The following is a 25,930-nucleotide window of genomic DNA, read 5'->3' on the forward strand; positions in this document are numbered from 1 at the left end:
CTCAGCACTCCAGGAAGGCCGTCAGGGCGTTCGCCAGCAGATACGGGTCCTCGGCACCGCACAGCTCGCGCGCCGAGTGCATGGACAGGATCGCGACACCGATGTCAATCGTGACGATCCCGTGCCGGGCGGCGGTGATCGGGCCGATCGTCGTCCCGCACGGCATCGAGTTGTGGGAGACGAACGACTGCCAGGGGACGCCGGCCCGCTCGCAGGCCGCCGCGAACACGGCCCGCCCGCTGCCGTCGGTGGCGTACCGCTGGTTGACGTTCACCTTGAGGATCGGGCCGCCGTTGGGCATCGGGTGGTGCCCCGGCTCGTGCCGCTCGCCGTAGTTGGGGTGGACGGCGTGGCCGGTGTCCGACGACAGGCAGATGGTGCCCGCGAAGGCCCGCGCCCGGTCCTCGTACGAGCCGCCGCGCGCGAAGACAGAACGTTCCAGCACCGTGCCGAGCAGCGGACCGTCCGCGCCGGTGTCCGACTGGCTGCCGTTCTCCTCGTGGTCGAAGGCGGCCAGCACCGGAATGGACGTCAGGGCGCTCCCGGCGGCGGCCGCCGCGGTGAGCGCGGCGGTGCCGGCGTGTACGGAGATCAGGTTGTCCATCCGGGGGCCGGCGACCAGTTCGCGGTCGCGGCCCAGATAGGCGGGCGCCTCGACGCTGTGCACCATCAGGTCCCAGCCCTGGATGTCCCCGGCCGCGACGCCGGTCTCCGCCGCCACGAACGCGATCAGATCGCCCTCCGCGACCTCGCCCAGCCCCCAGATCGGCGTCATGTGCTGCTGCTTGTCGAGCTTCAGCCCGTCGGTGTTCACGGCCCGGTCGAGATGGATCGCCAACTGCGGTACGCGCAGCAGCGGCCGGTCGATGTTCACCAGCCGGTTGCTGCCGTCCCGCAGCGTCACCCGCCCGCTGAGGCCCAGATCGCGGTCGAGCCAGGTGTTGAGCAGCGTGCCGCCGTATACCTCGACGGCGATCTGCCGCCAGCCCCGCGCACCGGTGTCCGGAATCGGCTTGACGCGCAGATTCGGCGAGTCGGTGTGCGCCCCCACGATCCGGTACGGGGTGGTGGCGGTGGCGCCCTCGGGGACGTACCACGCGATGATGGCGCCGCCCCGCAGTACGTACTTCCCGCCGCTCTCGCCGTCCCACGCGTCGGTCTCCGCCACCTGCCGGAAGCCGGCCTTCTCCAGCCGCTGCGCCGCGTTCGCCACCGCGTGGTAGGGGGACGGGCTGGCGGCGAGAAAGGACATCAGGTCGTCGGTGTGGCCGCGATCGAAGCGGGCGGAGTTGCTCATGGATTCAGCATAAGGAGGGACAGCCCGCATTCCCCGCGCCCGTAGGGCGTGACGCCGCTCCCTTCCGGCCACGATGGCTGCATGAACCACCCAATTTGCTGCCGAAGGGCAGGATTCCGGTTCCGTGGAGGGCGGGAGACGGTGCCTCACCTGGCACTGCGGCATCATCCCGGCACCGGTGCCCCACCGGGTCCGGACACCGCGGTGCCCGCCTCCCGGGGGGAGAGGGAGGCGGGCACCCGCAGTCTGAACGGTGATTCTGAGAGAGAGCTAAGAACGTCCGCGGCCGACGGGAAGACCCTGGGGCGGGAAGGGCCCGGGGCCCCGTCGGCCCCGGGACCGCCCCGGGCTCCCCGGAGCGGTCCTGACGCGTCCCGGGAACGCGGCTGTGTTTCCGTCGATTCCGTCTTTTCCGTCGGTTTCGCCGCACTCGCCGCTTTCGCCGTCTTCGCTCAGAACGCGGCCTCGTCGAGCTCCATCAGGGACTGGTCGACGGACTCGGCCAGCCCGCGCTGGACGGAGACGTCCGGCAGGACGTTGTGGGCGAAGAACTTCGCCGCCGCGATCTTGCCCTGGTAGAAGCTCTTGTCCTTGGCCGAGGCCGCGGGCAGCTTCTCCTGGGCGACGGCCGCGCCCTTGAGGAGGAGGTAGCCGATGACGACGTCACCGGAGGCGAGCAGCAGGCGGGTGGTGTTGAGGCCGACCTTGTAGATGGACTTGACGTCCTTCTCGGTGGCCGCGAGGTCGGTCAGCATGGCGCCGACGATCGCCTCCAGAGCGGCGGCGGCCGTGGCCAGCTCGCCGCGGGCCTGCTCCAGCTCCGCGCCGCCGGCGGCCTCGGCGAGGAACTTCTTGATCTCCTCGGAGAGGGCGGTGAGCGCCTGGCCCTGGTCGCGGACGATCTTCCGGAAGAAGAAGTCCTGGCCCTGGATCGCGGTGGTGCCCTCGTAGAGGGTGTCGATCTTGGAGTCCCGGATGTACTGCTCGATCGGGTACTCCTGGAGGTACCCGGAGCCGCCGAAGGTCTGGAGCGACTGCGCCAGCTGCTCGTACGACTTCTCCGAGCCGTAGCCCTTGACGATCGGCAGCAGCAGGTCGTTGAGCCGGGTCGCGGCGCTCGCGTCCTCGCCGGCCGCCTCCTGCGCGATGATCGTGTCCTGGACCGACGCGGTGTAGAGCACCAGGGCGCGCATGCCCTCGGCGTACGCCTTCTGCGTCATCAGGGAGCGGCGTACGTCGGGGTGGTGGGTGATGCTGACGCGCGGCGCGGTCTTGTCGGTGAAGGCCGCCAGGTCCGGGCCCTGCACCCGCTCCTTGGCGTACTCCAGGGCGTTGAGGTAGCCGGTCGACAGGGTGGCGATGGCCTTCGTGCCGACCATCATCCGGGCGAACTCGATGATCTTGAACATCTGGCGGATGCCGTCGTGCTTCTCGCCCAGCAGCCAGCCCTTGGCCGGGTGGTTCGCGCCGAACGTCATCTCGCAGGTGTTGGACGCCTTCAGGCCCATCTTGTGCTCGACGTTGGTGGCGTAGGCGCCGTTGCGCTCGCCCAGCTCGCCGGTCTCCCAGTCGAAGTCGTACTTCGGCACGACGAAGAGGGAGAGGCCCTTGGTGCCCGGACCGGCACCCTCGGGGCGGGCGAGGACGAAGTGCACGATGTTCTCGGACATGTCGTGCTCACCGGAGGTGATGAAGCGCTTGACGCCCTCGATGTGCCAGGAGCCGTCCTCCTGCCGCACGGCCTTGGTGCGGCCGGCGCCGACGTCCGAGCCGGCGTCCGGCTCGGTCAGGACCATGGTGGAGCCCCACTGCCGGTCCACCATCAGCTGCGCGATGCGGCGCTGCTCCTCGGTGCCCTCGTCGTGGAGGACGCCGGCGAAGGCGGGGCCGGAGGCGTACATCCAGATCGCCGGGTTGGCGCCCAGGATCGTCTCGGCGAAGCCCCACAGCAGCGAGCGCGGCGCGGTGGTGCCGCCCAGCTCCTCCGGGATGCCCAGCCGCCACCACTCGGCGTCCATGTACGCCTGGTAGCTCTTCTTGAAGGAGTCCGGAACCGGCGCGGTGTGGGTGTCCGGGTCGAAGACCGGCGGGTTGCGGTCGGTGTCGGCGAAGGAGTCGGCCAGCTCGTTCTCGGAGAGCCGGGCGATCTCGGAGAGCACGCTCTTGGCGGTGTCGACATCCATCTCCGCGAACGGTCCGGTGCCGTACACGCTGTCGCGGCCGAGGACCTCGAAGAGATTGAACTCGATGTCGCGGAGATTCGACTTGTAGTGCCCCATGGGTACGGCTCCGTAAAGGCTCGGGAGGCTGGGACCTCAAAACGCAATACCAGCAAGTAGCTATCGATAATGCTACCCACGGGTAATAAGGCGCAACCCCCAATCGTCCATCTGTGACGAGCGTCCCTCGCGGGCGGGGTACCCGAGGCCGTACGGACCGGCGTCCGGCGTTCGCGGGCAGACGGGTGCGCCGGCTTTGCGGACGGGCGGGTGGCGCCCCCGCCGACTCAGTACGCTGGGCGCATGTACGGCTACGACCAGAACGCGGGCGTTGGGCAGCAGTACGGTGCGCCGCAGCCCCCGCCGCAGCAACCGGCCCCCGGGGGCTACGGCGAGCAGCCGCTGTATCCCGAGCCGTCCCCGCCCTCCCTCGCCGACGCGGTGCGCGCCTTCACGACCGGCTCGATGTCGGCCGAGGACTTCCAGGGCATCTTCTCGACGTCCAAGGTCTACTGCCCGCGCGGTGAGAACCCCGGCTTCCTGGCGCTGCACAACACCCAGCAGCCGGTGATCCCGATGTTCACCTCGCTCAAGGAGCTGCGGCGGTACGCGGGCAAGGAGTCCAAGTACTTCGTGATCACCGGCGCCGAGGTGCTCGACCTGCTGCCGACCGGCTACGGCTTCGTCCTCGACATGGAGGGCGACCACCGGATGGTCTTCGACGCGAAGGCCGTGGAGCAGATGGTCGACTTCGCGATGCGCCGGATGTACGGCTGACGGACGCCCCCGGCGGGCCGGTGCGGACCGGCCCGCCTCTCTCCTGACCTGGTGCGACGCACCCCGGACCGGCCCGACGCCGCCCTTTTTGATGCCGTGGCGGCGGGCCCGGGAATTCCGCACGCCTTGCTAGTTGTTCACCCTTCAACTAAATTGAAGGCGAACGACCGAGGAGGCCGTCATGCCAGCTGTGACCGTAGAGAACCCGCTGACCCTGCCGCGCGTCGCGGCACCCGAAGCGGCCCGTCCCCGTCCCGTGCTTGCCGTCGCCACCGCCCCGAGCGGTTTCGAGGGCGAGGGATTCCCCGTACGCCGGGCGTTCGCCGGCATCGACTACAAGCACCTCGACCCGTTCATCATGATGGATCAGATGGGCGAGGTGGAGTACGCGCCGGGCGAGCCCAAGGGCACGCCCTGGCACCCGCACCGCGGCTTCGAGACCGTCACCTACATCATCGACGGGATCTTCGACCACCAGGACTCCAACGGTGGTGGCGGCACCATCACCAACGGCGACACCCAGTGGATGACGGCCGGGGCGGGCCTGCTGCACATCGAGGCGCCGCCGGAGAGTCTGGTCATGTCGGGCGGTCTCTTCCACGGGCTGCAGCTGTGGGTGAACCTGCCGGCCAGGGACAAGATGATGGCGCCGAGGTACCAGGACATCCGCGGCGGCCAGGTCCAGCTGCTCACCTCCCCCGACGGCGGCGCGCTGCTGCGGGTCATCGCCGGTGAGCTGGACGGTCACGCCGGTCCCGGCATCACGCACACGCCGATCACGATGGTCCACGCGACGCTGGCGCCGGGCGCGGAGATCACGCTGCCCTGGCGTGAGGACTTCAACGGCCTCGCGTACGTCCTCGCCGGCCGCGGCACGGTCGGCGCCGAGCGCCGGCCGGTCCGCATGGGGCAGACCGCCGTCTTCGGCGCCGGTTCCTCGCTGACCGTCCGCGCGGACGAGCAGCAGGACTCCCACACGCCGGACCTGGAGGTCGTCCTGCTGGGCGGGCAGCCGATCCGTGAACCGATGGCCCACTACGGCCCGTTCGTCATGAACACCCGCGCGGAACTTCAGCAGGCGTTCGACGACTTCCAGAAGGGGCGGCTCGGGACGATCCCCGCGGTGCACGGGATGTCCGAGGGCGGGCTGTAGGGCTCGGCAGGACCGTATGCGGACGAGTCCGGTCCGGGCACGGGCGGGACTCGTCCGTGCCGGCGGGCGGGGCCGCTTGCGGTGATACCGCTTGGGTTCACAGGGCCGGGGCGGCGCGGTGCGCGCCCTCCCGGCCCGAGCCGATGCCCGTAGCGCGCACCCCGCGCGGGGCGGCCCCGCCCGCCGGGTCCGCCCCATCTCGTCCCCCCGCCCCGTCGATGCGGGTCGTCGGGTGGCGGCGCGTGGTGGACTGTTCGGGTGCGAAATGACTCGGGTCAAGGACGTCCGCTGCTTCCGACCGCCGCGCGGCGTGCCGCGGCCTGGTGTGGGGTGGTGTTGCTGTTCGCGGCCGTGGTGGCCGTGGGGGTGCTGTTGTGTGTGCAGCTGAGTGCGGCGGTCACGCCCGTACTGCTGGCGTTGCTGGGCAGTGCGCTGCTCGGGCCGATGTACCGGCGGCTGGTGGCGATGAAGCTCAACCGGTCGCTGGCGGCGGGGCTGACCTCGGCCGTGCTGCTGATCGCGGTCGGCGGGGCCTGCTATGTGCTGGTCAGCGTGCTGGTCGACACCGGTGACGAGATCCTCGGCTCGCTCAAGGACGCCGCCCGTGACCTCTCCCAGCACTTCAGCACCGTCGGCACCTCACTGAACGACCTCGCCACCAATGCCAAGCAGCTGATCGCGAAGTTCGGTGGCACCGCGGCCTCCGGGCTGCTGGCCGGGGTCGGCGTCGTCGCGCAGATCATCACCGCCGGGGTGCTCGCCCTGCTGCTGACGTTCTTCTTCCTGCGCGACTCGGACAAGGCCGTGCGCGCGCTGCACGACTGGGCGCCCGGGGACTCGGCGCCCCAGCTGGAGCGGATGGCCCGCCGCGGCTTCCAGGCCATCGAGGGCTTCATGCGCGGCACCACCCTCATCGCGCTCATCGACGCCACCTGCATCACCATCGGCATGCTGATCCTGGGCGCGCCCGGCGCGGTCGGCCTGGGCGCGCTGGTCTTCGTCGGCGCCTACATCCCCTACCTCGGCGCGTTCATCTCCGGCACGGTGGCGATCCTGGTGGTCTTCGCGGACCAGGGCATCGGGAAGGCGCTGTGGGCGCTCGGCATCGTGCTGGCCGTGCAGGTGCTGGAGGGCCACATCCTCCAGCCGATGATCCAGAGCCGCACGGTCCAGATGCACCCGGCGACGGTGATGCTGGCGATCACCGCGGGCGCGAGCATCGCCGGCATCATCGGCATGCTGCTCTCCGTCCCGCTGACCGCGGCGATCTCCGGTGTGCTGCACGAACTACGGCTGCACTACGCCGCTGACTCGGACGCGGATGCCGATGCGGGGACGGACTCCTCGCAGTCCGGGCCCGGGGACGCCGGGCCCGCGGCTTCGCCCGCGTCCTCGTAGAGCTCGAACCAGGTCGATTTGCCGTCGCCGCGCGGGTCCACGCCCCAGGCGCCGGCCAGGAGGTCCATCAGGACCAGGCCGCGCCCCGAGGAGGCCAGTTCGCCGGGGCTGCGGCGGTGCGGGAGTTCGTCGCTGCCGTCGGCGACGTCGACGCGGATCCGCCGGCCGCCCGCCGCACCGGAGATCTCGGCGATCAGCAGCGCGTCCCCGTCCGTGTGCATCAGGACGTTGGTGACCATCTCGGAGACCATCAGTACCGCCGAGTCCACCTGGTCGGGGTCGGCCCAGTCGTGCAGCAGGTCCCGTATCTGGCGGCGCGCCTCGGCTATCCGCTCCGGTTCGGCCTGCGCGATGTTCAGCACCGTGCGCCGTACGGGCCGCGGCGCCAGCCGGCCGCCGGTGCCCACTCCGCAGCTGCCGCCCGCGCGGCTCAGCAGCAGGACGGCGATGTCGTCCTCGCGGCGGTCGGCCAGCGGCCCGGTGGTGTGGTGCGAGAACGGACCGTGCACGGCCTGGACCAGGGCGTCGGCGAGTCTGTCCAGGCTCTCGCCGTCGTACCCGCCGTCGTGCGCCTCGACGATGCCGCGCAGCCGCGCCCAGCCGGTCTCCAGGTCGTGGCCGCCGGTCTCGATCAGCCCGTCGGTGCAGACCAGCATCGTCTCGCCGGGCTCCAGGACCAGCCGGGTGGTGGGGTAGTCGGAGTCCGGGTCGATGCCCAGCGGCAGCCCGCCCGCGGTCGGCCGGACCAGCATCGTGCCGTCCGTCGCCCGGATCGCCGGGTCCGGGTGGCCGGCCCGCGCGATGTCCAGCAGCCCGGTCGCCGGGTCCACCTCGATGTACAGGCAGGTCGCGAAGCGCTGGTCCGCGCGCTGGCCGCGGGTCGCGGTGTCGTTGATCCCGGCCAGGAAGCGGGAGGCGCGGGAGAGCACCGCGTCGGGGTGGTGGCCCTCGGCGGCGTAGGCGCGCAGCGCGATCCGCAGCTGCCCCATCAGGCCCGCGGCCCGTACGTCGTGCCCCTGGACGTCGCCGATGACCAGCGCGATCCGGCCGGACGGCAGCGGGATCATGTCGTACCAGTCGCCGCCGACCTCCAGACCGCCGCCGGTCGGGACGTAGCGGGCGGCGACCGACATCCCCGGGATGTCCGGCTGCACCGTCGGCAGCATGCTGCGCTGCAGGGCGACGGCCAGTTCCTGCTGCGACTCCTGCACGCCCGCGCGGGCCAGCGCCTGGGCCAGCATCCGGGCGACGGTGGTCAGCACCGAGCGTTCGTCGGGGGTGAAGGTGACCGGCTGGACGAAGCCGGCCATCCACGCGCCGATCGTCCGGCCCGCGTTGACCAGCGGCAGAAACGCCCAGGACGTCCGGCGGAAACCGCTGACCAGGGGCCAGCTCTCGGGGAAGCGGCGGCGGTAGGCGTCGGGGGTGGGGAGGTAGATGGCCCGGCCGGTGCGGACGACCTCGACGGCCGGGTACTCGGTGGTCATCGGCATGTCGAGGAAGGGCCGCTCATCGCCCGGCCGGTGGCCGTGGTGGCCGATGACGGTGATCCGGTCGCCCTCGATGCCGAATACGGCCAGCCCGTCCGGCATGAAGCCGGGCATGGACAGCCCGGCCGCGACCCGCAGCACCTCGGCGGTGGACCGCGCCTCGGCCAGCGCCCGGCCCGCGTCCAGCAGGAACGCCTCGCGCGAGCGGCGCCAGTCGCCGGTGATGGGGGTGTGCGCGGCGGAGGTCCCCGGCTGCGGTTCGGGCACCTCCTGGAGGGTGCCGACCAGCTCGTAGCCGCCGTCGCCGGCCGGTTGGGGGCGGGAGCGCGAGCGGACGATGCGCAGCACCCTGCCGCGCTCGTCGACGATCCGCAGCCGGGCCTCGGCGAGCGTCTCCTCGGCGACCGCGAGGTTGATGACGCCGTTGATCTCGGTGTAGTCGACGGGGTGGAAGCGGGAGCGCACGGCGGCCTCGCTGAGTACCGTCGGCCGCGCGGGCAGGCCGAGCAGCCGGGCCGCTTCGGCGTCGAGGGTCACCCGTCCCGATGCGTTGTCCCAGCGCCACAGGCCGGTCGCGATGGCAGCCAGAAGATCCTTGGTGCGCATCTGACTCACTTTATGTGGATCTGCAGGCACCCGGCTCATACGGGTCTGACGAGGGCCGGTGGACGAGGCGGCGGCGACCGTCCGGCCGGCCGCCGCGGGGGTCCCGGCCCCCGTCCGCACCCCGGGGCCGATCCCGGCCGGTCCTGATGCGTATATGTCAATGAGCTGCCGGGAGCCGGGACGGTAACCTGGAGCGGTTATGTCAATCCTGGGGTGGCCCTCCGAGTGAGCTTGCGGGGGCCGATCGGGTGGTCGGACGGGTGGTCGGGCGGTGGTCACGCCCCCGCTCCTCGCAGCTGCCGACAACTCCCCATCCCGACTCGCGACGACTTGGATGAGCGATGCACCGGTACCGGTCCCATAACTGCGGCGAGCTCCGAGCCGCGGACGTCGACACGGACGTCCGCCTCAGCGGCTGGCTGCACAATCGTCGTGACCTGGGCGGCATCCTCTTCATCGATCTGCGTGACCACTACGGTCTCGTGCAGCTCGTCGCCCGGCCCGGCACCCCCGCCAACGAGGCGCTCGGCTCGCTGACCAAGGAGTCCGTCGTCCGGATCGACGGCAAGGTCAGCGCGCGCGGCGCGGACAACGTCAACCCCGACCTGCCGACCGGTGAGATCGAGATCGAGGTCACCACGGTCGAGGTGCTGGGCGCCGCCGAGCAGATCCCCTTCACGATCAACGCGGAGGACGGGGTCAACGAGGAGCGGCGCCTGGAGTACCGCTTCCTGGACCTGCGCCGCGAGCGCATGCACCGCAACATCATGCTGCGCACCGCCGTCATCTCCGCCATCCGCCACAAGATGGTGGCCCTCGGCTTCAACGAGATGGCGACCCCGATCCTGTCGGCGACCTCCCCCGAGGGCGCCCGCGACTTCCTGGTCCCCTCCCGTCTGCACGCCGGCAAGTTCTACGCGCTGCCGCAGGCCCCGCAGCAGTTCAAGCAGCTGCTGATGATCGCCGGGTTCGACCGGTACTTCCAGATCGCGCCCTGCTTCCGCGACGAGGACGCCCGCGCGGACCGTTCGCCGGGCGAGTTCTACCAGCTCGACGTCGAGATGAGCTTCGTCGAGCAGGAGGACGTCTTCCAGCCGGTCGAGCAGCTGATGACCGAGCTCTTCACCGAGTTCGGCAACGGCCGCACGGTCACCTCGCCGTTCCCCCGCATCCCGTTCCGCGAGTCGATGCTCAAGTACGGCTCGGACAAGCCGGACCTGCGCGCCGAGCTGGAGCTGGTGGACGTCTCCGGCGTCTTCGCGGACTCCGGCTTCAAGGCGTTCGCCGGGAAGCACGTCCGCGCCCTGGCCGTGCCGGACACCGCCGGCCAGTCGCGGAAGTTCTTCGACCAGCTGGGCGACTTCGCCGTGCAGCAGGGCGCGAAGGGCCTGGCCTGGGTGCGCGTCGGCGAGGAACTGGCGCTGAGCGGCCCGATCGCCAAGTTCCTCACCGAGGACGACGTCAAGGCGCTGGTCGCGGCCCTGGACCTCAAGCCCGGCCACGCCGTGTTCTTCGGCGCCGGTGAGTTCGACGAGGTCTCCAAGATCATGGGCGCGGTCCGGGTCGAGGCCGCCAAGCGGGCCGGACGCTTCGTCGAGGACGAGTTCCGCTTCTGCTGGATCGTCGACTTCCCGATGTTCGAGAAGGACGAGGACACCGGCAAGATCGAGTTCTCGCACAACCCGTTCTCCATGCCGCAGGGCGGTCTGGAGGCGCTGGAGACCAAGGACCCGCTGGACATCCTGGCCTGGCAGTACGACATCGTCTGCAACGGCACCGAGCTGTCCTCCGGCGCGATCCGCAACCACGAGCCCGAGGTCATGTACAAGGCGTTCGGGATCGCCGGTTACGACAAGGACACCGTCGAGGCCGAGTTCGGCGGTATGCTCCGCGCCTTCAAGTTCGGCGCCCCGCCGCACGGCGGTATCGCCCCCGGCATCGACCGCATCGTCATGCTGCTGGCCGACGAGCCCAACATCCGCGAGACCATCGCCTTCCCGCTCAACGGCAACGCCCAGGACCTGCTGATGGGCGCCCCGAGCGAGGTCGAGGAGGCGCGGCTGAAGGAGCTGCACCTGACGATCCGCAAGCCGCAGGTGAAGTAGCGGACGCAGCGCGAAGCGGCGGTCCGACCGCCGCCCGACGGGCCCGGAACCGGTGACGGTTCCGGGCCCGTCCGGCTTGTACGGCCGCCCCCTTCCGGCCGGGCAACCCGATCGCCGCCGCACCGCGTTCCCTGGTTGTGGACACACGAGGACCAGCAGCCGCCGCCCCGGGGACAGCTCGGCCCCGCCCCGCACCTTGGGGGAGGTGAGGGGCGGGGCGGGAACGAGCGGGGCCTCCGCCATCGGGAGGGGGACGATGGCGGAGGCCCGGTCGCGTCGGCGGTGGGTTCAGGCGTCGGGTTCAGGCGGTGGGAGCCCCGGCGACGCGGCGCTCGCCGCCGTTGTTCTCCTGCCAGAACCGGTAGACGTCGACGGCGTCCGCGCGCTCCTCGTAGCGCATGGGGAGGCGGCGGTCCTGCCAGGGCTTGGCGAACTCGTCGTAGAAGGTGGCCAGTTCGAAGTACTTGCGGTCGTCGACGTAGTGGGGCTCGTAGGCGTCGCGGGTGGTGAGGAAGACGACCTCGTCCGGGGAGCAGTAGTACAGCGAGCCCAGGCACATCGGGCAGGGGTGGGCGAGCACGTAGATGGTGGTGCCGGTCAGGTGCTCGGTGCCCAGCTTCGTGCAGGCGTCGCGGATGGCGAGGATCTCCGCGTGGGCGGTGGGGTCGCCGGTCTGGGCGACCCGGTTCGGGCTCTCGGCGAGGATCTTGCCGTCCTTGGCGATGACGGTCGCGAACGGACGGCCGCCCTCGGCGACGTTCTGGCGGGCGAGGTCGATGGTGCGCTGGACGAAGTCCATGGGGGTCCTCCGGAAGGGGAAGGGGGGAGGCGGTGGGGGCTGCCACCCGGGGCGGGGGGGGGGGGGGGGGGGGGGGCCCGCCCCCCCCCCCCGGGGGGCCGCGCCCGGCGGGGTTGGGGGGGGGGGCGTTGCGTGGGGGGGGATGATGCCGTCCCCGAACTCCTCGTGGATCAGCGCCTTCAGCGTGGTGCCGTAGACCTGGAGCATCTCGTAGAAGCGGTACATCGTCGGATCCGTCGGGATCCGGTTCGGCATCGAGCCGCGGACCGGGATCGTCTGGAGCAGCATCGCCGCGTCATCGTCCAGCCCCAGCAGCTCGGCGACCGCCTTCGCGGACTCCTCCGGCAGCGGGTGCTGGCCGAGCACGGCAGCGGTGGTGAAGGCCACCGACAGACCGGATGCCTCGGCGATCTGCTGCCAGGACAGGTCCTTGCGGATCTTCGCCTCGACGGCGGCGTCGGCCAGGGCCTGGCGGGCGGTGGGGTCGAACTGGGCGTGCACCATGATCGGTACGTCCTTCCTTCTCGGGTGAGTTGAGCGGGTGTGGGGTGTCAGGCCGCGAGCGCGGGGCCGGCGGCGGTCAGATCCTCGACGGTGCCGGTGGCGATGTCGAAGACCCAGCCGTGCAGGGTGACCTTCCGCTCCGCCAGGGCGCGGGCGACCGAGGGGTGGGTGGCCAGGTTCGCCAGCTGCGCGCGCACGTTCTGCCGCACCAGGGCGGGGACGTCCCCGGCGGCGGTGGTACGGGCCCGGGAGGCGTCCGCGTGCCGCAGCCAGGTGGCGACCGCCGGGGCGCCGCTGAGGTCGTGGCCCTCCGCCAGGGCGGTCATCGCACCGCAGGCGGAGTGGCCGCAGACGACGATGTCCCGGACGCCCAGCGCGGCGACGGCGTACTCGATGCTCGCCGCCACCCCGTCGGCTCCGGGGGTGTGGGCGGGCACCAGGTTGCCGGCGGTGCGGATGACGAACAGGTCACCAGGCTCGGTGCCGGTGATCAGCTCCGGGACGACGCGGGCGTCGGAGCAGCCGATGAACAGGGTGTGCGGGGTGTGGTGGGTGGCCAGGTGGGCGAAGAGCTCCGCCTTGGCCGGGAAGACGTCCCGTTGAAAACGGGCGACGCCTTCGGTGAGGTCCTGCATGATCACTCCCTTCGGTGGTGATCGGCCCCTGCGGGCTGGTGAGATCCACCATGCATGACCTGTGCCTATAGCGTCCAAGAGTTGTTAACCATCGAAGCCAGTGGTCGCATCTATAGTTGCCTCATGGCCGCTCTCGAACTGCGTCATCTGCGCTACCTGCTCGCCGTCGCCGAACATGGCAACTTCACCCGCGCCGCCGAAGACCTGCACATCTCCCAGCCCACGCTCTCCCAGCAGATCAGGCAGCTCGAACGCACCCTCGGCGTGCAGTTGCTGGACCGCACCGGCCGCACGGTACGGCTCACCGACGCGGGCGCCGTCTACACCGACCACGCCCGGCGCGCGCTGCGCGATCTGGCCGCCGCCGAACGCGCCGTCCACGACGTCCAGGACCTCTCCCGCGGCCACCTGCGCCTGGGCGTCACCCCCACCTTCACCGCCTACCTCGTCGGCCCGCTCACCGCCGAGCTCCACACCCGCCACCCCGGCATCAGCCTGACCCTGGCCGAGACGACTCAGGACCGCATCGAAGCGGCCCTGCTGGCCGACGACCTCGACGTCGGCATCGCCTTCGCCGGCCCCCACCCGTCCGGCATCACCGCCACCGCGCTGTTCACCGAAACCCTCAGCCTCGTCACCGCCGCCCGGCACACCCCGGCCACGCCACCGCCCCTACCGGTCCATGCCCTGGCGGACCGGCAACTGGCGCTGCTCAGCGGCGACTTCGCCACCCGCGGCCATATCGACGCCTACTTCGCCGACCACCGCATCGCCCCCCGCATCACGGTCGAGGCCAACTCCCTGCAGGCCCTCACCGAAATCGTCCGGCGCACTCCGCTGGCCACCGTCCTGCCCGACGCCATCACCCACGACCACCCCCACCTCACCCCCATCCCCCTCGACCCACCCCTGCCCACCCGCACCGTCACCCTCCTGCACCGGCACGGCGCCTACCACAGCGCCGCCACCCGCGCCTTCACCCGGCTCACCCACGACCTCGTCCGCACCCGCGGCTACACCCCGCCGCCGGCCCAACTCCCCTCCGGAGACGGGTCGGCCGAATCGATTCCGGGGCGGCGATCCGGCGGTGATGATTACTAACCGTGGAAGCGGGTGGTCTCGTGCAGTGCCGCGCGGGGGACGGTGATGCCGTTCACGGGGGCGGCGGCGTCCGCGTAGCCGAAGGAGATGCCGAACAGGAGCTTCCGGTCCTCGATGCCGAGTGACTCGCGGACGGTGCCGGCGTAGAAGCTCAACAGCCCCTGCGGGCAGCTGGCGATGCCGTACGCGCTCAGGGCCAGCAGCAGGGTCTGTCCGTACATGCCGACGTCGGCCGCCATCCGTTCCTCGGCGGTGGGCGGCAGGAACAGCAGCGCGACATGCGGGGCACCGTAGAACCTGAGGCTCTCGGCGTTGAAGGCGTCGCGCCGCTCGTGGTCGTCGCGGCCGATGCCCAGCGCGCCGTACATCGCCGCGCCCGCCGCGCGGCGCCGCGCCTCGTGGGCACCGCGGTACATGTCCTCCCGGTACGGGAAGTCCAGCGACATGCGCTTGTCCGCGTGTGCGGCGAGCAGGTCCGCGCTCAGCCGGTCCCGGGCCGCCCCGCTGACCACCTCGACGTGCCAGGGCTGGGTGTTGGAGTTGGACGGCGCCGCTCCCGCCAGGGCGAACACGGCCCGCAAGGTCTCCTCCGGTACGGGACGCCGATGGAACGCCCGGACGGCGCGCCGGCCGCGGATCAGTTTCTCGGCGTAGTCGGACAGGTGGGCGGGGCCGTCCGGCAGGTGGTCGGTGCCGTCCGGTAGGCAGGTGGTGGCCATGACACTCCTCAACTCATGGGGACGATGGAGGCGATGGGTGCGGGTACGGATGCGGATGGCTTCCCGGTGGGCGGGCTACCGCTCCAGGTAGGACTCGACGATCCGGTCCGCGGCCTCTTTCAACGCGCTCGCGGACCTCTCGGCCGAGTAGATCTGTGTGGTGATGCCGGCGCCCTCCACCAGCATTTGCAGCATGTAGCCCAGGGATCGGGGGTCGCGGACCGGCAGTTGCGAGACCAGTTCCGTCAGCAGTTCCAGGTACTCGGCCTTCAGCGCGTCGACGGCCACCCGTACCGGATGTTCGCGATCGGGAAACTCGACGGTCGCGTTCGCCAGCGCGCAGCCGCGGTAGCCGGGCTCGCTGATCTGGTCCGCGATCTCGGTGATCACATGGCGCAGCTGGGCCCGCGGGTCGTCCGGGCACGCCGCGCGCGCTGCCTCCAGCCAGACGCGAGAGGGAACGGCTTTCGCCTTCACGTAGGCGAGCGCGAGGCCGTCCTTCGACTCGAAGTTGCGGTAGATGCTCGGCTTCCCGACACCGGAACGCTCCGCGATCTCCGCCACACCGGCCGACCGGATGCCCTCGCGGTAGAAGAGATCGCACGCGGTCTCCCATACGCGCTGACCGGCCGGCGAGCGGCGGGCGTCCTGTGCTGCCATCAGATCTCCTCCGGAGGTGGGCCGGTGAACTGCTGTCGGACGCGCGGGCGCATGGGTGCATGGGTGCACGGACGCCGACGTTTTGCGCTGCCCGTCTCGGGGCGCGCGCATCGCACGTCGCACGTCCCACGTCGTGGCGTACCGATCGGTACGCAAGGGACCGTACCGATCGGTACGACCGGCGTCAAACCTGCCGGGTCGGTCAGGCCGGTCAGGCTGGCCAGGCCGGGTCTGACGGGAGGCGAGCTGCCCGTCACGAAAGCCCCACACCCGTACAACCTGCCCGCCCTTTTGGGTGTCTAGGAGTGAGCTGTCGGCAGATGTGTATATGAAGTAGAGAGTGTGTCGGTGCTGTGTACGGGCTGCCGGACGGTGATGACGGTGCATCCATCGGGCCGGTGTGAAGGCTGCGAGCGCGCGTCGGGTCTGCCGCGTGACATCGCGGTTCCGGTGGCCGCACCGGCGGCGCGGCCGCACCCCGCCGTGCGGACCGCCTCCCCGTGGGGACCGGCGGCCGCGGTGCTGGCGCTGCTCGGCATTTCCGCCGCGGCGGCCGTGTTCTCGTTCGTCGTCCACTTCCAGCTCTACGGCCTGCTCGACCTGATCTCCGGTGACGGGCCCGATGACGTCGCCCTGGACGCGGCCGAACGCGCCGACAATCTCCAATCCCTCGCCGAATGGTGCCAGTTGGCGACCCTGTTGCCGACTGCGATCGCCTTTGTGGTCTGGTTGCGGCGGGTCCGGTTGAACGCCGAGGTCTTCGTCCCCGACGGACACCGAAGGGCGCGGGGCTGGGTGATCGGCGGCTGGCTGGTACCGGGGATCAACTTCTGGTTCCCCAAGCAGATAGCAGACGACATCTGGCGCGCGAGCCGCCCGTACGCGCCGGACGGCACCCCGCAACGGGCCTCACTCGCCCCGGTCACCCTCTGGTGGGCGGCATGGCTGGCGGACTTCGCCGTCGGGTGCGTCTACAGCGGTCTGATCGTCAAGGCCGAAGAACCGGACGAGTTCCGCACGGTCATCGACGCGTTGATCGTCGACGATGCCCTGACCGTCGTCGTCGCCGGGCTCGCCGCGCTCTTCGTCGCCCTCCTCTCCCGGATGCAGACGGCGAAGCTCCGTCAGGGGCCGCTGCCGACGCTGGTGGTCAGCCTGGAGTGAACGTGCCGGGGGCGCGCCTGCTCGGCCTCGGCCCGGGGCGGAAGCCCGGCAGATAGCCGGCCTGGTGGCCCGCCGGCCCGGCAGTTCGGCTCGGCCTGGACCGGCCGATGAGCGGCGCTGCCCGACGCGCCCTGCTGGGAACCCGAGCAGCAGGACCATGGGGACGCTGGTGTCGGTGTGGTGCGCGAAGTGGCGTGGGTCAGCTCGCGCGCGCCAGTTCCAGCAGCTCCGGAACGCCCTCGGCCGAGGCATGCCCGGTGAAGGCGGGGACGAGGTCACGCACCAGGGCGACACAGCGAGGGGCGCCGATGCGGTTCGCCATGGTCAGTGCCTCGGATGCGGCCGCGGCGGCCTGGTCGATGTCGCCGGAGCGCAGAAAGGCGCCGGCTTCGTATGTGCGGAAGACCGCCCGCGTCTTCGTCCGGGCATGCGGCAGCAGGCCGGTGCCTTCCTGGATGAGCTGGTGCGCCTTCCGGGGATCGCCGAGATCCAGCTGGCAGCGACCGCTGTCGACCGCCAGGTCCGACGGAGACATCCAGGCGCACCACGCCGGAGACGGGTCGCCGGCGGCAGCGCCGAGTTCCCGCTCGGCGGCGGCGAGGGAGCGGTTGCAGACGGCTGATTCGCCGAGCGCCGCGTGGGCCCGCGCCTTGCGCAGATGCAGCAGCGACCGCGCCGTGGGGTGCGTGACGCGGGTGAGGGCGTGCTCCAGGATCTCCACCGCCGTCCGCGGGTCGCGGAGCCAGGTGGCCTGGTAGGCGAGATCCGACAGCACTCCGGCGCCGAGGTCGCGGTCACCGCTGGCGTGGGCGCTGTGCAGGGCCCCGTGCCAGAAGCGCGCGGCGGAGGCGTGCCGGCCGTGGTCGAAGCGGTACCAGCCGACCGTCTGTGACAGGCTCGCGGCGAGGGCGTGCAGCCTCTTGCCCATCCCTGAGGTGTAGCGGCCGTCGGCGATCAGATCGGTCACAGTGGTGAGGTGGGCGTCCAGGAGCCGGGCGGCGTGCTGGCGCTGCTCCGTGGCCAGGGCCGTGAGCCTGACGCTGTGGTCCTCCAGCATGTCCACGAGGTTCGCGTCCACGCGGCTGCCGCCCCGCGCGTCGGCCATGGCGGACGGTTCGGATACGGCCCACTGGAGGGCGATACCGGTGAGCGAGGCCCCGGTGTAGCCGAGGAAGGCTCGGCGGTCGATGGACAATTTGAGAGCCTCTCGCAGTGCGGGGACGGTGCTCCCGGGGCCGAGGGACAGCGTGCTGTCGTATCCGGGAACCCAGTGCGGCCAGCCGAGGGCGCGCACGAGGGCGGGGTCGGTGTCGAAGACTTCGGCGAGGAGGTCCTGAGAGTCGTCGTCGGGGTTGGCGCGGCCGTTCTCCCACTTCGAGATGCGTTGTTTGACGGCTCCCGAGCGCAGCCCCCGACGCTCCGCCGTCTTCCGGATCTTCCGGGCCAGATCGGTCTGCGACCATCCGCGCATGCTCCGGGCGTAGGCGAGGGGATGGCGGATTTGGTTCTCCACGGGTGTATCCCATCATCGAGCCGGGTGGGAAGAGTACCGCCGCGACGGCCGGGATTACCTCGGGGCTACAGCCAACTCCTGTGCGAATACGTGCGGTTGAGCTCTACTCGGTGAAGCTGGAGCGCAGGGGGCGCCGGCGGAGGAGAGGGCGATGACCGGAACTGAGTTCGCCGGTGAGCACAAGGCCGCTGCCGGGTACCTCGATGCGGCAGCCAATGGGCACGGCGAAGAGAAAGCGTTGCTCGTCCATTGGGCATTGCAGCGGGTACGAGCTCAGTGCCCCCGAGTGGTGGAGATCGGTCCCGGCGGGGGATCGGCCGTCAGCTTTCTCGCCTCTCGGCTGGCCTCGGAACAGGAGCGCCAAAAGAACATCAGCCTCACCCTCATCGAAGCTCCGGGAGTGGCGTCCGCCTCACTGAAACAGGCGATGGCGGAGTTCAGCAAGGTGGGCAGTTGCGAATTCGTCAGCGGATTCGCTCAGGACATCGGGACCATCGTCAGCGAACCCGCCGATGTGATCAGTGCGTCCGCGCTGCTGCACGAGGTGTACTCGTACAGTGGCGGGTACGGTGGGCTGCAATCATTGATCAGGGCGCTCCCCGGAGTTCTGAAACCCGAGGGGCTTTTCGCCTACCGCGATGTCTACGCGGTAGAGGGCTCTTCCCTCCACGAACGCGCCGTGCAGACCTACGACTCAAAACCGTGGATCCAGTTTCTTCGCATGTTCCTCCCGTCGTATCTCCGAGAGGGAACGCATCCGTATCACGGCGCGGCTGACGAGGTTCTGGTCCGGCAGGATTCACGGATCGTGCCGATGGAGAGTCTCGACGAGGAGACGTACGCATTCGTCTCCGCTCCGGTGGGTATCTTCCGCGAAGTGCAGCGGCACTACCTCACCTTCCGGGACCATATATGGAGGTCGGGCGTGCTGGGATTCAGGCCCGTTCTCGACGGTCAGCTGTCCTCGGACTGGATCGACGCCAAGTCCGGGCACAAGCGCGTGCACTACAGCATCACGGAGGCGGACTGGCTGCCTGCGTCGCAGAAGAAGACGCTGCTCATGCTGAGCGAGCGATACGCGGACCACTACACGGTGGACGGTGACATCTTTGACGAATTCACCGATATAGCGCTGTCGATGTTCCTCGGTCTGGCGGCGGAGGGCGCATCGGAATGTGCCGATGTACGGGATCACTGGATGGTTCGGGAAGGGCGGGAAACGTACGCCTACCTGACGGCAGATGAACTGCTCACTGCATTTGCCGTCAGCTCGGTCGAGGCGCCTCAGGGCGGGCGGAGCGTGCTGATGCCCATCCGGGTATCCGATGTTCTCCAGCGGGACAGGAGCTACTACAACCGGTACCTCAGGAAGAAGCTTCCGAATCGTCTCAAAGACGCCAAGCAACTGGTGCTGTTCTCGAACATATCCCTCACGGATTCATACTCTCTGGAGTCGGCGATGAATTCTCTCCAGCGGTGGTGCAGCAAGGCCGGCCTTGCCCGCGTGTACTCGGCATTGAACGGAGGAGGATGGTATGGCGAATGACGTCACGGAGATCGAGCGGAAGCGGGTCTTGCCGGACGACGGCAGTGCGGCGAAGTCGCTGCTCACGTCGCTCGGATATGTGGGAGCGGGGCCGACGACCGAGGTCGACGTCTACTATACCCGGCCCGATGTGGACTATCTGGCGACCGTGGAATGCCTGCGGGTCCGTCGTCGGTACGGCTTCGCGGAGATCACCTACAAGCCCGCGTCCGACGCGCGGACGCACAGCGCTGCTGATGTGGTCGCCAAACGGGAGACGAACGTCGTGCTCAGCGGCCCGGGGCAGGCGTGCGATGCGGAGCGCCTGCTGGCGGCTATCGGTATGCGACGTCTGGTCAGGGTCGAAAAGGTACGTGCGCTGTTCCGCCATCCGGAGCTGCCGGGGGTCGCGGTCAGCATTGACACGGTTCCCGGGGTGGGCACCTTCATCGAGACCGAGGTGAACCGGACGGATCCCGACGGCGCCGTCGCGCTCATCGAGCGGATCGAACGGCAGCTCGGGGTCGCGGACTGCCCGCCCGTCTCCCTCCCCTACCGGGATCTCGTGCGCCAGGCCATGGCCACGGGGTAGGCAGCGTGGACGTGCCCCCGTGGACGTACCCCGCATGGCCGTACCCCGCGCTCCGAGGGTGCTCAGGTGCGAAAGGGAGCGCAAGGTGGAAGGCACCCCAGGAGAGCAGGTGGGCGGGAGAACGGGCAAGCGGGAGAACCGGCAAGCAGGAGAGCGGGCGGACAGGCGAGCACCTCGCGGAGAGGAGAGTCGGATGACACCTGACCGGCAAGGGGCGAAGGCGTACCGGACCGTTGGGGGCGACGGTTTCGAAAGGGCGCGGCACCGGCCCCTGGGGGTGGTGCGGCACGCCGCGCGCGTCGCCCGTACGGGAGGTGCCGCGGCGCGTATCGGGCTCGAACGGGGCGGCGGTGCGCGGGTGCGGCGGCTGGCGGGGGCGGCCGAGGACCGGGTCCGTCAGCGGCTGCGGCCGACGCGGGCCCGGATGCGTGCGCTCGTCGCCCGCCCCGGCGGCCAACTGGTCTGGCAGGACGTGCCCGTACCCCCGCCGCCGGGCCCGGACGGGGCGCTGGTGCACCCCATCGCCGTGGCCACCTGCGATGTGGACCGCCCGCTCGCCCTGGGGACCGTGCCCTTCCCGCTGCCGCTGCACTTCGGGCACGAATGCGTCGCCGAGGTCCTTGAGGTCGGCGAGGCGGTGACGTCCGTCCGGCCCGGTCAGCGCGTCGTCGTCCCCTTCCAGATCAGCTGCGGCGCCTGCCCGTCGTGCCGCGCCGGCCGCACCGCCAACTGCACGGGGACGCCGCCCCTTTCGATGTACGGTTTCGGGCTGGCGGCCGGTCACTGGGGCGGCGCCTACAGCGACCAGCTCGCCGTTCCGTACGCGGACGCCATGCTCGTGCCCCTGCCCGACGCGCTCGACCCGGCCGCCGCCGCGTCCGTGGCCGACACGGTCTGCGACGGCTACCGGCATGTCGCCCCGCACCTGCCCGCGCTGCTGGCGCGCGACCCCGATACGCGGGTGACCGTCCTCGGCGCGCTCGGCCCGGACTCCGCCTTCGGCGCGAGCTGCCCGCTGTACGCCGCGCTCACCGCCAAGGCCCTCGGCGCGCGGCACATCGTCTTCGCCGACAGCCGCCCGGCCGTCCGCGCCCAGGCCGACGCCCTGGGGTTGGAGGGCGTCCGCCCCAACACGCTGCGCGTCAGGCCGAGTTCACCCTTGGTCGTGGATGTCAGCGTCGATGCGCGCGGACTGGCCCTGTGCCTGTCCCGGACCGCCCCCGACGGTGTGTGCAGCAGCGGCGGCAGCTTCGCCGGTACGGCCAGGATCCCCCAGCTCCAGATGTACGGCCACAACGCCACCCTGCACGTCGGCCGTACCCACGCCCGCGCCCTGATCCCCGGCGTCCTCGCCCTGATGGCCGACGGGCGGCTGCGCCCCCAGGACGTCATCACCGAACTGTCCGCCCTGGACGACGCGCCCCGCACCCTGGGCCGGCACATCCGGGGGGATGCGACGAAGACCGTACTGACGGTTTGAGGGGCGGGCGGGCGAGCGAGCTGGTCGGCGTAGGGGCCGGTGGGCGCCCTGACCGCCGGGCGGGCGGCAGCCCCCGGACCCGACCGGACCCGCCCGGCCCCCCTCGGACCAGCTCGGAAACCGGACCCGAGGCACACGTCAGGACCGGTTCAGATAAGCGAGAACAGCCAGCACGCGCCGGTTGCCGCTGTCGTCGTCGGTGATGCCGAGTTTGCCGAAGAGGGAGGTCGTGTACTTGCTGATGGCGCTCTCGCTGAGGAAGAGCCGCCGGCCGATGGCCTGGTTGGAGAGTCCTTCGGCCATCAGGCCGAGCACGGAGTGTTCGCGTTCGGTGAGCTGTTCCAGCCGTCGGTCCGAGGACCCGCCGGCCAGCAGCTTGGCGATGACGGCCGGGTCCATGGCGGTACCGCCGCCGGCGACGCGTTCCAGCGCGTCGATGAACTGATCGGCGTCGAAGACGCTCTCTTTGAGGAGATAGCCGATGCCCCCGGCGCCGTCGGCCAGGAGTTCGCGGGCATAGAGCTGTTCGACGTGCTGGGAGAGGATCAGGACCGGCAGTCCGGGCAGTTCGCGGCGGGCGGCGAGAGCGGCCCGCAGGCCCTCGTCCGACTGGGTCGGCGGCATCCGGACGTCGATGAGGGAGACATCCGGCCGCCACGTCAGCAGCGCGTCGAGCGTCTCGGGGCCGGTGGCCGTCGTCGCCACCACCTGGTGTCCGTACGCCTCGATGAGGCGGACCATCCCGTCGCGCAGGAGGTAGAGGTCTTCGGCTACAACGATTCGCATGGCACCGCCATCTTCACACGGGTCGGACCGCCCGCCGGGCTGGTGATCTCCAGGGTGCCGTCGAAGGCCGCGAGGCGGCGGCGCAGCCCCGCGAGTCCACCGCCGGCCCGCACCTCGGCGCCGCCCCGGCCGTCGTCCTCGACCTCGACGACGAGGCAGGTGCCGGTACCGGCGCCCGTACCGGTGCCGTCCCGGGTGAGGGAGATCCGCACCCGGGTCGCGTGGGCGTGTTTGACCGCGTTGGTGACCAGTTCGGCGATGCCGAAGTACACGGCGGATTCGATCGGCGGGTCCAGGCGCAGCGGGACGTCGGCGCCGACGGTCACGTCGAGCGGGCTGTCCAGGGCGAGCGCGCGGACGGCGTCGACGATCCCGCGTTCGCTCAGCACCGGTGGGTTGATTCCCCGGACCAGTTCGCGGAGTTCGGTCAGGGACGTGGCGGCGCCGGTCCGCGCCTCCCGCATCAGTGCTTTGGCCTGCTCGGGGTCGGTTGCCAGCAGCTTCTCCGCGGTCGCCAGGGAGAGCCCGAGCGAGACCAGGCGGGCCTGCGCCCCGTCGTGCAGGTCCCGTTCGATCCGGCGGATCTCGGCGGCCTGTGCGACCGTCGTGTCCGCGCGCCGGGCGGTCAGCTCGTCCACCCGGTCCGCCAGCGCCATCGCGGGCGACGGGCGCAGGAAGCGGACGGCCACCGGCACGACGGGCCGCCAGGCGTACGGGGCCCCGGCGGCGGCCACGACCAGGCCGAGCGCCCCGGCGACGCGGGCGACGGGCCCCGGCTGTCCGAGCCCGAGGACCGCCGCGGCCACTCCGGCGGGCGGGAGGGCCGCGACCAGGCCCGCCGTGAACGGCACGATCGCCGTGAACCGCAGGTCGCGCCAGTTGGCGGGGTCCTGCCACCGGATCCGCCACCGCTGGTCCATGAGGGCGTCGCGGCTGGTGCGTTCGTAGCCGAAGCCGTTCCACCAGTACCCGGTGGACATCCGCGTCACCGGTCCGGCCTGCCGGTATCCGGCGGGGATGGCGGTGGCGGTCCACCGCGCGACGAGATGGCGGACCAGTTGGCAGACCGGGCGGGACAGGGCGAGCGTGCCCACGCTCACCAGCACGAACGGTGCCAGCCACGACCACGGGTTGGCCGCCCCCCACCAGATCCCCAGCGCCACGGCGGCGGCCCACACGGCCGGGATCAGCATGCTGACCACCATCACCGCACAAGCGCGCACGAACCCCACGCAGGCACTCGCCCCCCACGACACGACCTGTCGCATGACCCTTCCTTCCCCTTCGTCCTGCCGACCCTGGCCCCGTGCTGTCAGCGATGCGCTGATCAGGCCGGTCCGGCTCGGCGCTTTTCCCACTGTGCACCGTGTGGATCCCGATGCCCCGGGGACCGGCTCCGGAGTGGGTCTGGCCCCACCCGGCCGTACGTCCAGGCGCATACCGCGCCACCTCCGCGCTCCCTAGCGTCGACACCGCACCGATCGACCACACGAGGGAAGAGAGACAGCGACATGGAAACCGCCGACCACACCACGCCCGAGGCCGGGCCCGCCCACCTCAACCACCCGCGCAGCCAACGGGCCTTCGGCCGGACGAAGGCACTCGTCGCGGTCTACGGCGCGCTCGCCGCCGCGGTCCTCGGCACGGTCGTCATCCGCGCGCTCACCGGGCAGCCGGTGACGTCGTTCATGTGGGGCCGGTCGGCCGGGGTGCTCGCGAGCGCCGCGGTGACCTACTGGCTGACCGTCCTGGCCGCACGGGGAGCGCGCTGGGCCTATCTCCGGGTGCGGATCATCTCGGTCGTCATGCCGGTCGCGATCATCGCCGTCGACCTGATCCCCGGTGTCTGCCCGCCGTGGTTCGCCCTGATGCAGGCCACCTGCGCCCTCGCCATCGCCGCGACCGCGTTCGTCGTCAACGGCTCCGGGCTGCGCGCGGCCTTCCCGAAGTCGCGCTGACCCTCGGTTTCGTCCGGGGCGCCCGCACCGCCCGTACCGGCCGTCGGCTGAGCAGTTTTGGATAAGTTCTCGCACGGCTCGCCGCGTAGCGTGAAGCACATGTTCAACGCCATCACGCAATCGCAGATATACGTTCTCGACCAGGACGAGGCCCTCGATTTCTACGTCGGCAAGCTGGGCCTTGAGGTCGGCGCCGATGTCCCCCTGGGCTTCATGCGCTGGCTGACCGTCTGTGTCCCCGGCCACCCGGAGCGCCAGATCCTGCTGGAGAAGCCGGGCGCTCCGGCGATGTCCGAGGAGACGGCGCAGCAGGTCCGCGAGCTGGTGACCAAGGGCGCGATGGGCGGCTGGCTCATCTTCACCACGGATGACTGCCGCAAGACGTACGAGACGCTGCTGGGCCGGGGCGTCGAGTTCACCGAGGAGCCCACCGACCGCCCGTACGGCACCGACTGCGGTCTGCGCGACCCCTTCGGCAACCGCATCCGCTTCACCCAGCCGAGGGCCTGAGTACCATCCCGGATCACGAGCACCAGGGGCGCCGACGGCGAGTTACGGACCGGAGGACGGTGACGCGGGCGGTGCCGTCCCGCCCCGCGCTCTCGCTCCGGCGCTCCGGGCCGCGGACGCGATGTCCTGGAGGGCCGCCAAGTGCCGGGCCAGCGCGTCGTGTCCGGTGGGCGTGAGGGAGAGCCAGGTGCGGAAGCGCCTGCCGACGGCGCCCTTGCGGATGCCGAGGTATCCGGCGGCCTCCAGCCCCGCGGCGGCCTTGCTGAGGACCGAGTCGGATACCTGGCAGTAGTCGCGCACCGTCCCGAACTCGGCCTCGTCGCAGGCGGAGAGAAAGGCCGCGACGGTCAGCCGGGTGGGGTGGCGGAACGCCGCGTCAAGGGCCGGACCGTCCGTTGGCGGTACGTCCGGAGTCATACGTACTCCCGCAGCTTCCGCTCGACCGTGCGGTTCTGCTGCACGGCATGGACCCAGACGCCGAGCCCCAGCGCCGTGCCCGTCACCGCGACGGTGGCCGGGACCCCGAGCCCGAGCAGCCGGCACACCCCCGCCACCAGGAGGAACGCCGCGAGAACGGCGAGGGCGACCGCCCGCTTCCGCGCTCCGGACCGCCCCACCAGCACACCGGTACTCCGCTTACGGAGCCGGGCGAGCCCGAGGCCGAGCAGGATGACCGGGAGACCTGCCCACGTCCACAGGCCGGCGGTGCCTTCGGCGTGGGCCAGGCCCATACCGACGCTGTAGGCCGTCAGGAGGGCGGCGGCCGACGGTCCGTACCAGGCGGGTACGAGTTGCGCCTGGAGCGCGGCCCGGCTCCGGGCCGCCTCGGCATCCCGCAGGGCGCTCGCGGCGGCGTCCGGGTCATCCGGCGACGCGGCCGGACTCGACGGTGCGGCGGGGGTGCTGTCCTGCGCTGACATCGGGTGTTCCTGGCCCCTC

23 protein-coding genes and 1 pseudogene are annotated in these 25,930 nt (G+C 71.0%); 11 read left to right on the forward strand and 13 right to left on the reverse strand.

Annotated elements, in window-relative coordinates; all coding sequences use genetic code 11:
• Window position 1: 1 nt before the first annotated feature.
• Both IH09_RS18325 and IH09_RS18330 read right to left on the reverse strand, forming a co-directional pair.
• Window positions 2-1,297: a M18 family aminopeptidase gene (locus IH09_RS18325; protein ID WP_052857364.1), complete on the reverse strand. Its 1,296-nt coding sequence runs from the start codon at window positions 1,295-1,297 to the stop codon at window positions 2-4.
• Between the two features lie 452 nt (window positions 1,298-1,749).
• A complete protein-coding gene (locus tag IH09_RS18330) occupies window positions 1,750-3,576 on the reverse strand; it encodes an acyl-CoA dehydrogenase (protein WP_052857365.1) in 1,827 nt (608 codons plus the stop codon).
• Window positions 3,577-3,819: 243 nt separating this feature from the next.
• Here IH09_RS18330 and IH09_RS18335 point away from each other — a divergent pair, with 243 nt between their 5' ends.
• From IH09_RS18335 to IH09_RS18345, 3 genes are all read left to right on the forward strand, one after another.
• A complete protein-coding gene (locus IH09_RS18335; RefSeq protein ID WP_052857366.1) occupies window positions 3,820-4,293 on the forward strand; it encodes an SseB family protein in 474 nt (157 codons plus the stop codon).
• A 181-nt stretch (window positions 4,294-4,474) separates the two neighbouring features.
• On the forward strand, window positions 4,475-5,446 hold the full coding sequence (locus tag IH09_RS18340) for a pirin family protein (protein WP_052857367.1): 972 nt from the start codon (window positions 4,475-4,477) through the stop codon (window positions 5,444-5,446).
• A 258-nt stretch (window positions 5,447-5,704) separates the two neighbouring features.
• Entirely contained in the window at window positions 5,705-6,844 is a 1,140-nt protein-coding gene (locus IH09_RS18345) for an AI-2E family transporter (RefSeq protein WP_052857368.1), read from the forward strand.
• Here IH09_RS18345 and IH09_RS18350 read toward each other — a convergent pair.
• Window positions 6,745-8,940, reverse strand: a complete 2,196-nt coding sequence (locus IH09_RS18350; protein WP_052857370.1) for an ATP-binding SpoIIE family protein phosphatase — start codon at window positions 8,938-8,940, stop codon at window positions 6,745-6,747. The genes IH09_RS18345 and IH09_RS18350 overlap by 100 nt on opposite strands.
• A gap of 341 nt (window positions 8,941-9,281) precedes the next feature.
• Between IH09_RS18350 and aspS the strand changes: the two genes are divergently transcribed.
• Entirely contained in the window at window positions 9,282-11,045 is a 1,764-nt protein-coding gene (gene aspS / locus IH09_RS18355; protein ID WP_052857372.1) for an aspartate--tRNA ligase, read from the forward strand.
• Between the two features lie 301 nt (window positions 11,046-11,346).
• Here the strand turns inward: aspS and IH09_RS18360 are convergent, their stop codons facing one another.
• The 3 genes and pseudogenes from IH09_RS18360 to IH09_RS18365 all read right to left on the reverse strand — a co-directional run bounded on the left by IH09_RS18360 (window position 11,347) and on the right by IH09_RS18365 (window position 12,983).
• Window positions 11,347-11,844, reverse strand: a complete 498-nt coding sequence (locus IH09_RS18360) for a nucleoside deaminase (RefSeq protein WP_052857485.1) — start codon at window positions 11,842-11,844, stop codon at window positions 11,347-11,349.
• 141 nt (window positions 11,845-11,985) lie between these two features.
• A pseudogene (cynS, locus tag IH09_RS37415) lies at window positions 11,986-12,348 on the reverse strand (cyanase); the annotation flags it as partial.
• 47 nt (window positions 12,349-12,395) lie between these two features.
• The gene (locus IH09_RS18365) at window positions 12,396-12,983 is read right to left on the reverse strand and encodes a carbonic anhydrase (protein ID WP_052857375.1); all 588 of its coding nucleotides are present in this window, start codon (window positions 12,981-12,983) and stop codon (window positions 12,396-12,398) included.
• A 123-nt stretch (window positions 12,984-13,106) separates the two neighbouring features.
• Between IH09_RS18365 and cynR the strand changes: the two genes are divergently transcribed.
• Complete coding sequence (cynR, locus tag IH09_RS18370; protein WP_052857376.1) at window positions 13,107-14,084, forward strand: transcriptional regulator CynR; 978 nt, start codon at window positions 13,107-13,109, stop codon at window positions 14,082-14,084.
• Here cynR and IH09_RS18375 read toward each other — a convergent pair.
• Entirely contained in the window at window positions 14,081-14,803 is a 723-nt protein-coding gene (locus IH09_RS18375; protein WP_052857379.1) for a nitroreductase, read from the reverse strand. The two genes, cynR and IH09_RS18375, sit on opposite strands and share 4 nt — an antisense overlap.
• Window positions 14,804-14,878: 75 nt before the next feature.
• Window positions 14,879-15,463, reverse strand: a complete 585-nt coding sequence (locus IH09_RS18380) for a TetR/AcrR family transcriptional regulator (RefSeq protein ID WP_052857381.1) — start codon at window positions 15,461-15,463, stop codon at window positions 14,879-14,881.
• 450 nt (window positions 15,464-15,913) lie between these two features.
• Between IH09_RS18380 and IH09_RS18385 the strand changes: the two genes are divergently transcribed.
• Window positions 15,914-16,627, forward strand: coding sequence for a DUF4328 domain-containing protein (locus IH09_RS18385; RefSeq protein WP_190233332.1), 714 nt, complete (start codon window positions 15,914-15,916; stop codon window positions 16,625-16,627).
• A 199-nt stretch (window positions 16,628-16,826) separates the two neighbouring features.
• On the opposite strand, the gene IH09_RS18390 is transcribed toward IH09_RS18385, so the two are convergent.
• Window positions 16,827-18,140: a helix-turn-helix transcriptional regulator gene (locus tag IH09_RS18390; protein WP_318279483.1), complete on the reverse strand. Its 1,314-nt coding sequence runs from the start codon at window positions 18,138-18,140 to the stop codon at window positions 16,827-16,829.
• Between the two features lie 151 nt (window positions 18,141-18,291).
• Here IH09_RS18390 and IH09_RS18395 point away from each other — a divergent pair, with 151 nt between their 5' ends.
• The 3 genes from IH09_RS18395 (at window position 18,292) to IH09_RS18405 (ending at window position 21,737) form a co-directional block, all read left to right on the forward strand.
• The gene (locus tag IH09_RS18395; RefSeq protein WP_052857386.1) at window positions 18,292-19,686 is read left to right on the forward strand and encodes a methyltransferase domain-containing protein; all 1,395 of its coding nucleotides are present in this window, start codon (window positions 18,292-18,294) and stop codon (window positions 19,684-19,686) included.
• Window positions 19,676-20,257, forward strand: a complete 582-nt coding sequence (locus IH09_RS18400) for a class IV adenylate cyclase (protein ID WP_052857388.1) — start codon at window positions 19,676-19,678, stop codon at window positions 20,255-20,257. Before IH09_RS18395 ends, IH09_RS18400 begins: the two co-directional genes overlap by 11 nt.
• Before the next feature lie 193 nt (window positions 20,258-20,450).
• Window positions 20,451-21,737, forward strand: coding sequence for an alcohol dehydrogenase catalytic domain-containing protein (locus tag IH09_RS18405; protein WP_190233333.1), 1,287 nt, complete (start codon window positions 20,451-20,453; stop codon window positions 21,735-21,737).
• A 138-nt stretch (window positions 21,738-21,875) separates the two neighbouring features.
• Here IH09_RS18405 and IH09_RS18410 read toward each other — a convergent pair whose 3' ends face one another.
• Together IH09_RS18410 and IH09_RS18415 are read right to left on the reverse strand one after the other, a co-directional pair.
• Entirely contained in the window at window positions 21,876-22,523 is a 648-nt protein-coding gene (locus tag IH09_RS18410; protein WP_052857392.1) for a response regulator transcription factor, read from the reverse strand.
• Entirely contained in the window at window positions 22,508-23,791 is a 1,284-nt protein-coding gene (locus tag IH09_RS18415; protein WP_052857393.1) for a sensor histidine kinase, read from the reverse strand. Before IH09_RS18415 ends, IH09_RS18410 begins: the two co-directional genes overlap by 16 nt.
• A 243-nt stretch (window positions 23,792-24,034) precedes the next feature.
• Here IH09_RS18415 and IH09_RS18420 point away from each other — a divergent pair, with 243 nt between their 5' ends.
• Window positions 24,035-24,481, forward strand: a complete 447-nt coding sequence (locus IH09_RS18420) for a hypothetical protein (protein WP_052857394.1) — start codon at window positions 24,035-24,037, stop codon at window positions 24,479-24,481.
• 99 nt (window positions 24,482-24,580) lie between these two features.
• Entirely contained in the window at window positions 24,581-24,991 is a 411-nt protein-coding gene (locus tag IH09_RS18425) for a VOC family protein (RefSeq protein WP_052857396.1), read from the forward strand.
• A 42-nt stretch (window positions 24,992-25,033) separates the two neighbouring features.
• Here IH09_RS18425 and IH09_RS18430 read toward each other — a convergent pair whose 3' ends face one another.
• Together IH09_RS18430 and IH09_RS18435 are read right to left on the reverse strand one after the other, a co-directional pair.
• Window positions 25,034-25,408 carry a transcriptional regulator gene (locus IH09_RS18430; RefSeq protein ID WP_052857399.1) on the reverse strand — a complete coding sequence of 125 codons (375 nt, stop codon included), beginning with the start codon at window positions 25,406-25,408 and terminating at the stop codon, window positions 25,034-25,036.
• Window positions 25,405-25,911 carry a hypothetical protein gene (locus IH09_RS18435; protein WP_052857402.1) on the reverse strand — a complete coding sequence of 169 codons (507 nt, stop codon included), beginning with the start codon at window positions 25,909-25,911 and terminating at the stop codon, window positions 25,405-25,407. The genes IH09_RS18430 and IH09_RS18435 overlap by 4 nt, the downstream gene beginning before the upstream one ends.
• Between the last annotated feature and the right edge of the window lie 19 nt (window positions 25,912-25,930).

Source organism: Streptomyces celluloflavus, from assembly GCA_000720995.1.
GTDB classification, from domain to species: domain Bacteria; phylum Actinomycetota; class Actinomycetes; order Streptomycetales; family Streptomycetaceae; genus Streptomyces; species Streptomyces celluloflavus.

Excerpts from the sequence above, each read along its gene's own strand:
- IH09_RS18340 (WP_052857367.1), top strand. The coding sequence starts at position 4,475 with ATGCCAGCTGTGACCGTAGAGAACCCGCTGACCCTGCCGCGCGTCGCG.
- IH09_RS18375 (WP_052857379.1), bottom strand. The coding sequence starts at position 14,803 with ATGGCCACCACCTGCCTACCGGACGGCACCGACCACCTGCCGGACGGC.
- IH09_RS18325 (WP_052857364.1), bottom strand. The coding sequence starts at position 1,297 with ATGAGCAACTCCGCCCGCTTCGATCGCGGCCACACCGACGACCTGATG.
- IH09_RS18415 (WP_052857393.1), bottom strand. The coding sequence starts at position 23,791 with ATGCGACAGGTCGTGTCGTGGGGGGCGAGTGCCTGCGTGGGGTTCGTG.
- IH09_RS18410 (WP_052857392.1), bottom strand. The coding sequence starts at position 22,523 with ATGCGAATCGTTGTAGCCGAAGACCTCTACCTCCTGCGCGACGGGATG.
- IH09_RS18420 (WP_052857394.1), top strand. The coding sequence starts at position 24,035 with ATGGAAACCGCCGACCACACCACGCCCGAGGCCGGGCCCGCCCACCTC.
- IH09_RS18435 (WP_052857402.1), bottom strand. The coding sequence starts at position 25,911 with ATGTCAGCGCAGGACAGCACCCCCGCCGCACCGTCGAGTCCGGCCGCG.
- IH09_RS18425 (WP_052857396.1), top strand. The coding sequence starts at position 24,581 with ATGTTCAACGCCATCACGCAATCGCAGATATACGTTCTCGACCAGGAC.
- IH09_RS18380 (WP_052857381.1), bottom strand. The coding sequence starts at position 15,463 with ATGGCAGCACAGGACGCCCGCCGCTCGCCGGCCGGTCAGCGCGTATGG.
- IH09_RS18335 (WP_052857366.1), top strand. The coding sequence starts at position 3,820 with ATGTACGGCTACGACCAGAACGCGGGCGTTGGGCAGCAGTACGGTGCG.
- IH09_RS18395 (WP_052857386.1), top strand. The coding sequence starts at position 18,292 with ATGACCGGAACTGAGTTCGCCGGTGAGCACAAGGCCGCTGCCGGGTAC.
- IH09_RS18365 (WP_052857375.1), bottom strand. The coding sequence starts at position 12,983 with ATGCAGGACCTCACCGAAGGCGTCGCCCGTTTTCAACGGGACGTCTTC.
- IH09_RS18405 (WP_190233333.1), top strand. The coding sequence starts at position 20,451 with ATGACACCTGACCGGCAAGGGGCGAAGGCGTACCGGACCGTTGGGGGC.
- IH09_RS18350 (WP_052857370.1), bottom strand. The coding sequence starts at position 8,940 with ATGCGCACCAAGGATCTTCTGGCTGCCATCGCGACCGGCCTGTGGCGC.
- cynR (WP_052857376.1), top strand. The coding sequence starts at position 13,107 with ATGGCCGCTCTCGAACTGCGTCATCTGCGCTACCTGCTCGCCGTCGCC.
- IH09_RS18430 (WP_052857399.1), bottom strand. The coding sequence starts at position 25,408 with ATGACTCCGGACGTACCGCCAACGGACGGTCCGGCCCTTGACGCGGCG.
- IH09_RS18330 (WP_052857365.1), bottom strand. The coding sequence starts at position 3,576 with ATGGGGCACTACAAGTCGAATCTCCGCGACATCGAGTTCAATCTCTTC.
- IH09_RS18400 (WP_052857388.1), top strand. The coding sequence starts at position 19,676 with ATGGCGAATGACGTCACGGAGATCGAGCGGAAGCGGGTCTTGCCGGAC.
- aspS (WP_052857372.1), top strand. The coding sequence starts at position 9,282 with ATGCACCGGTACCGGTCCCATAACTGCGGCGAGCTCCGAGCCGCGGAC.
- IH09_RS18360 (WP_052857485.1), bottom strand. The coding sequence starts at position 11,844 with ATGGACTTCGTCCAGCGCACCATCGACCTCGCCCGCCAGAACGTCGCC.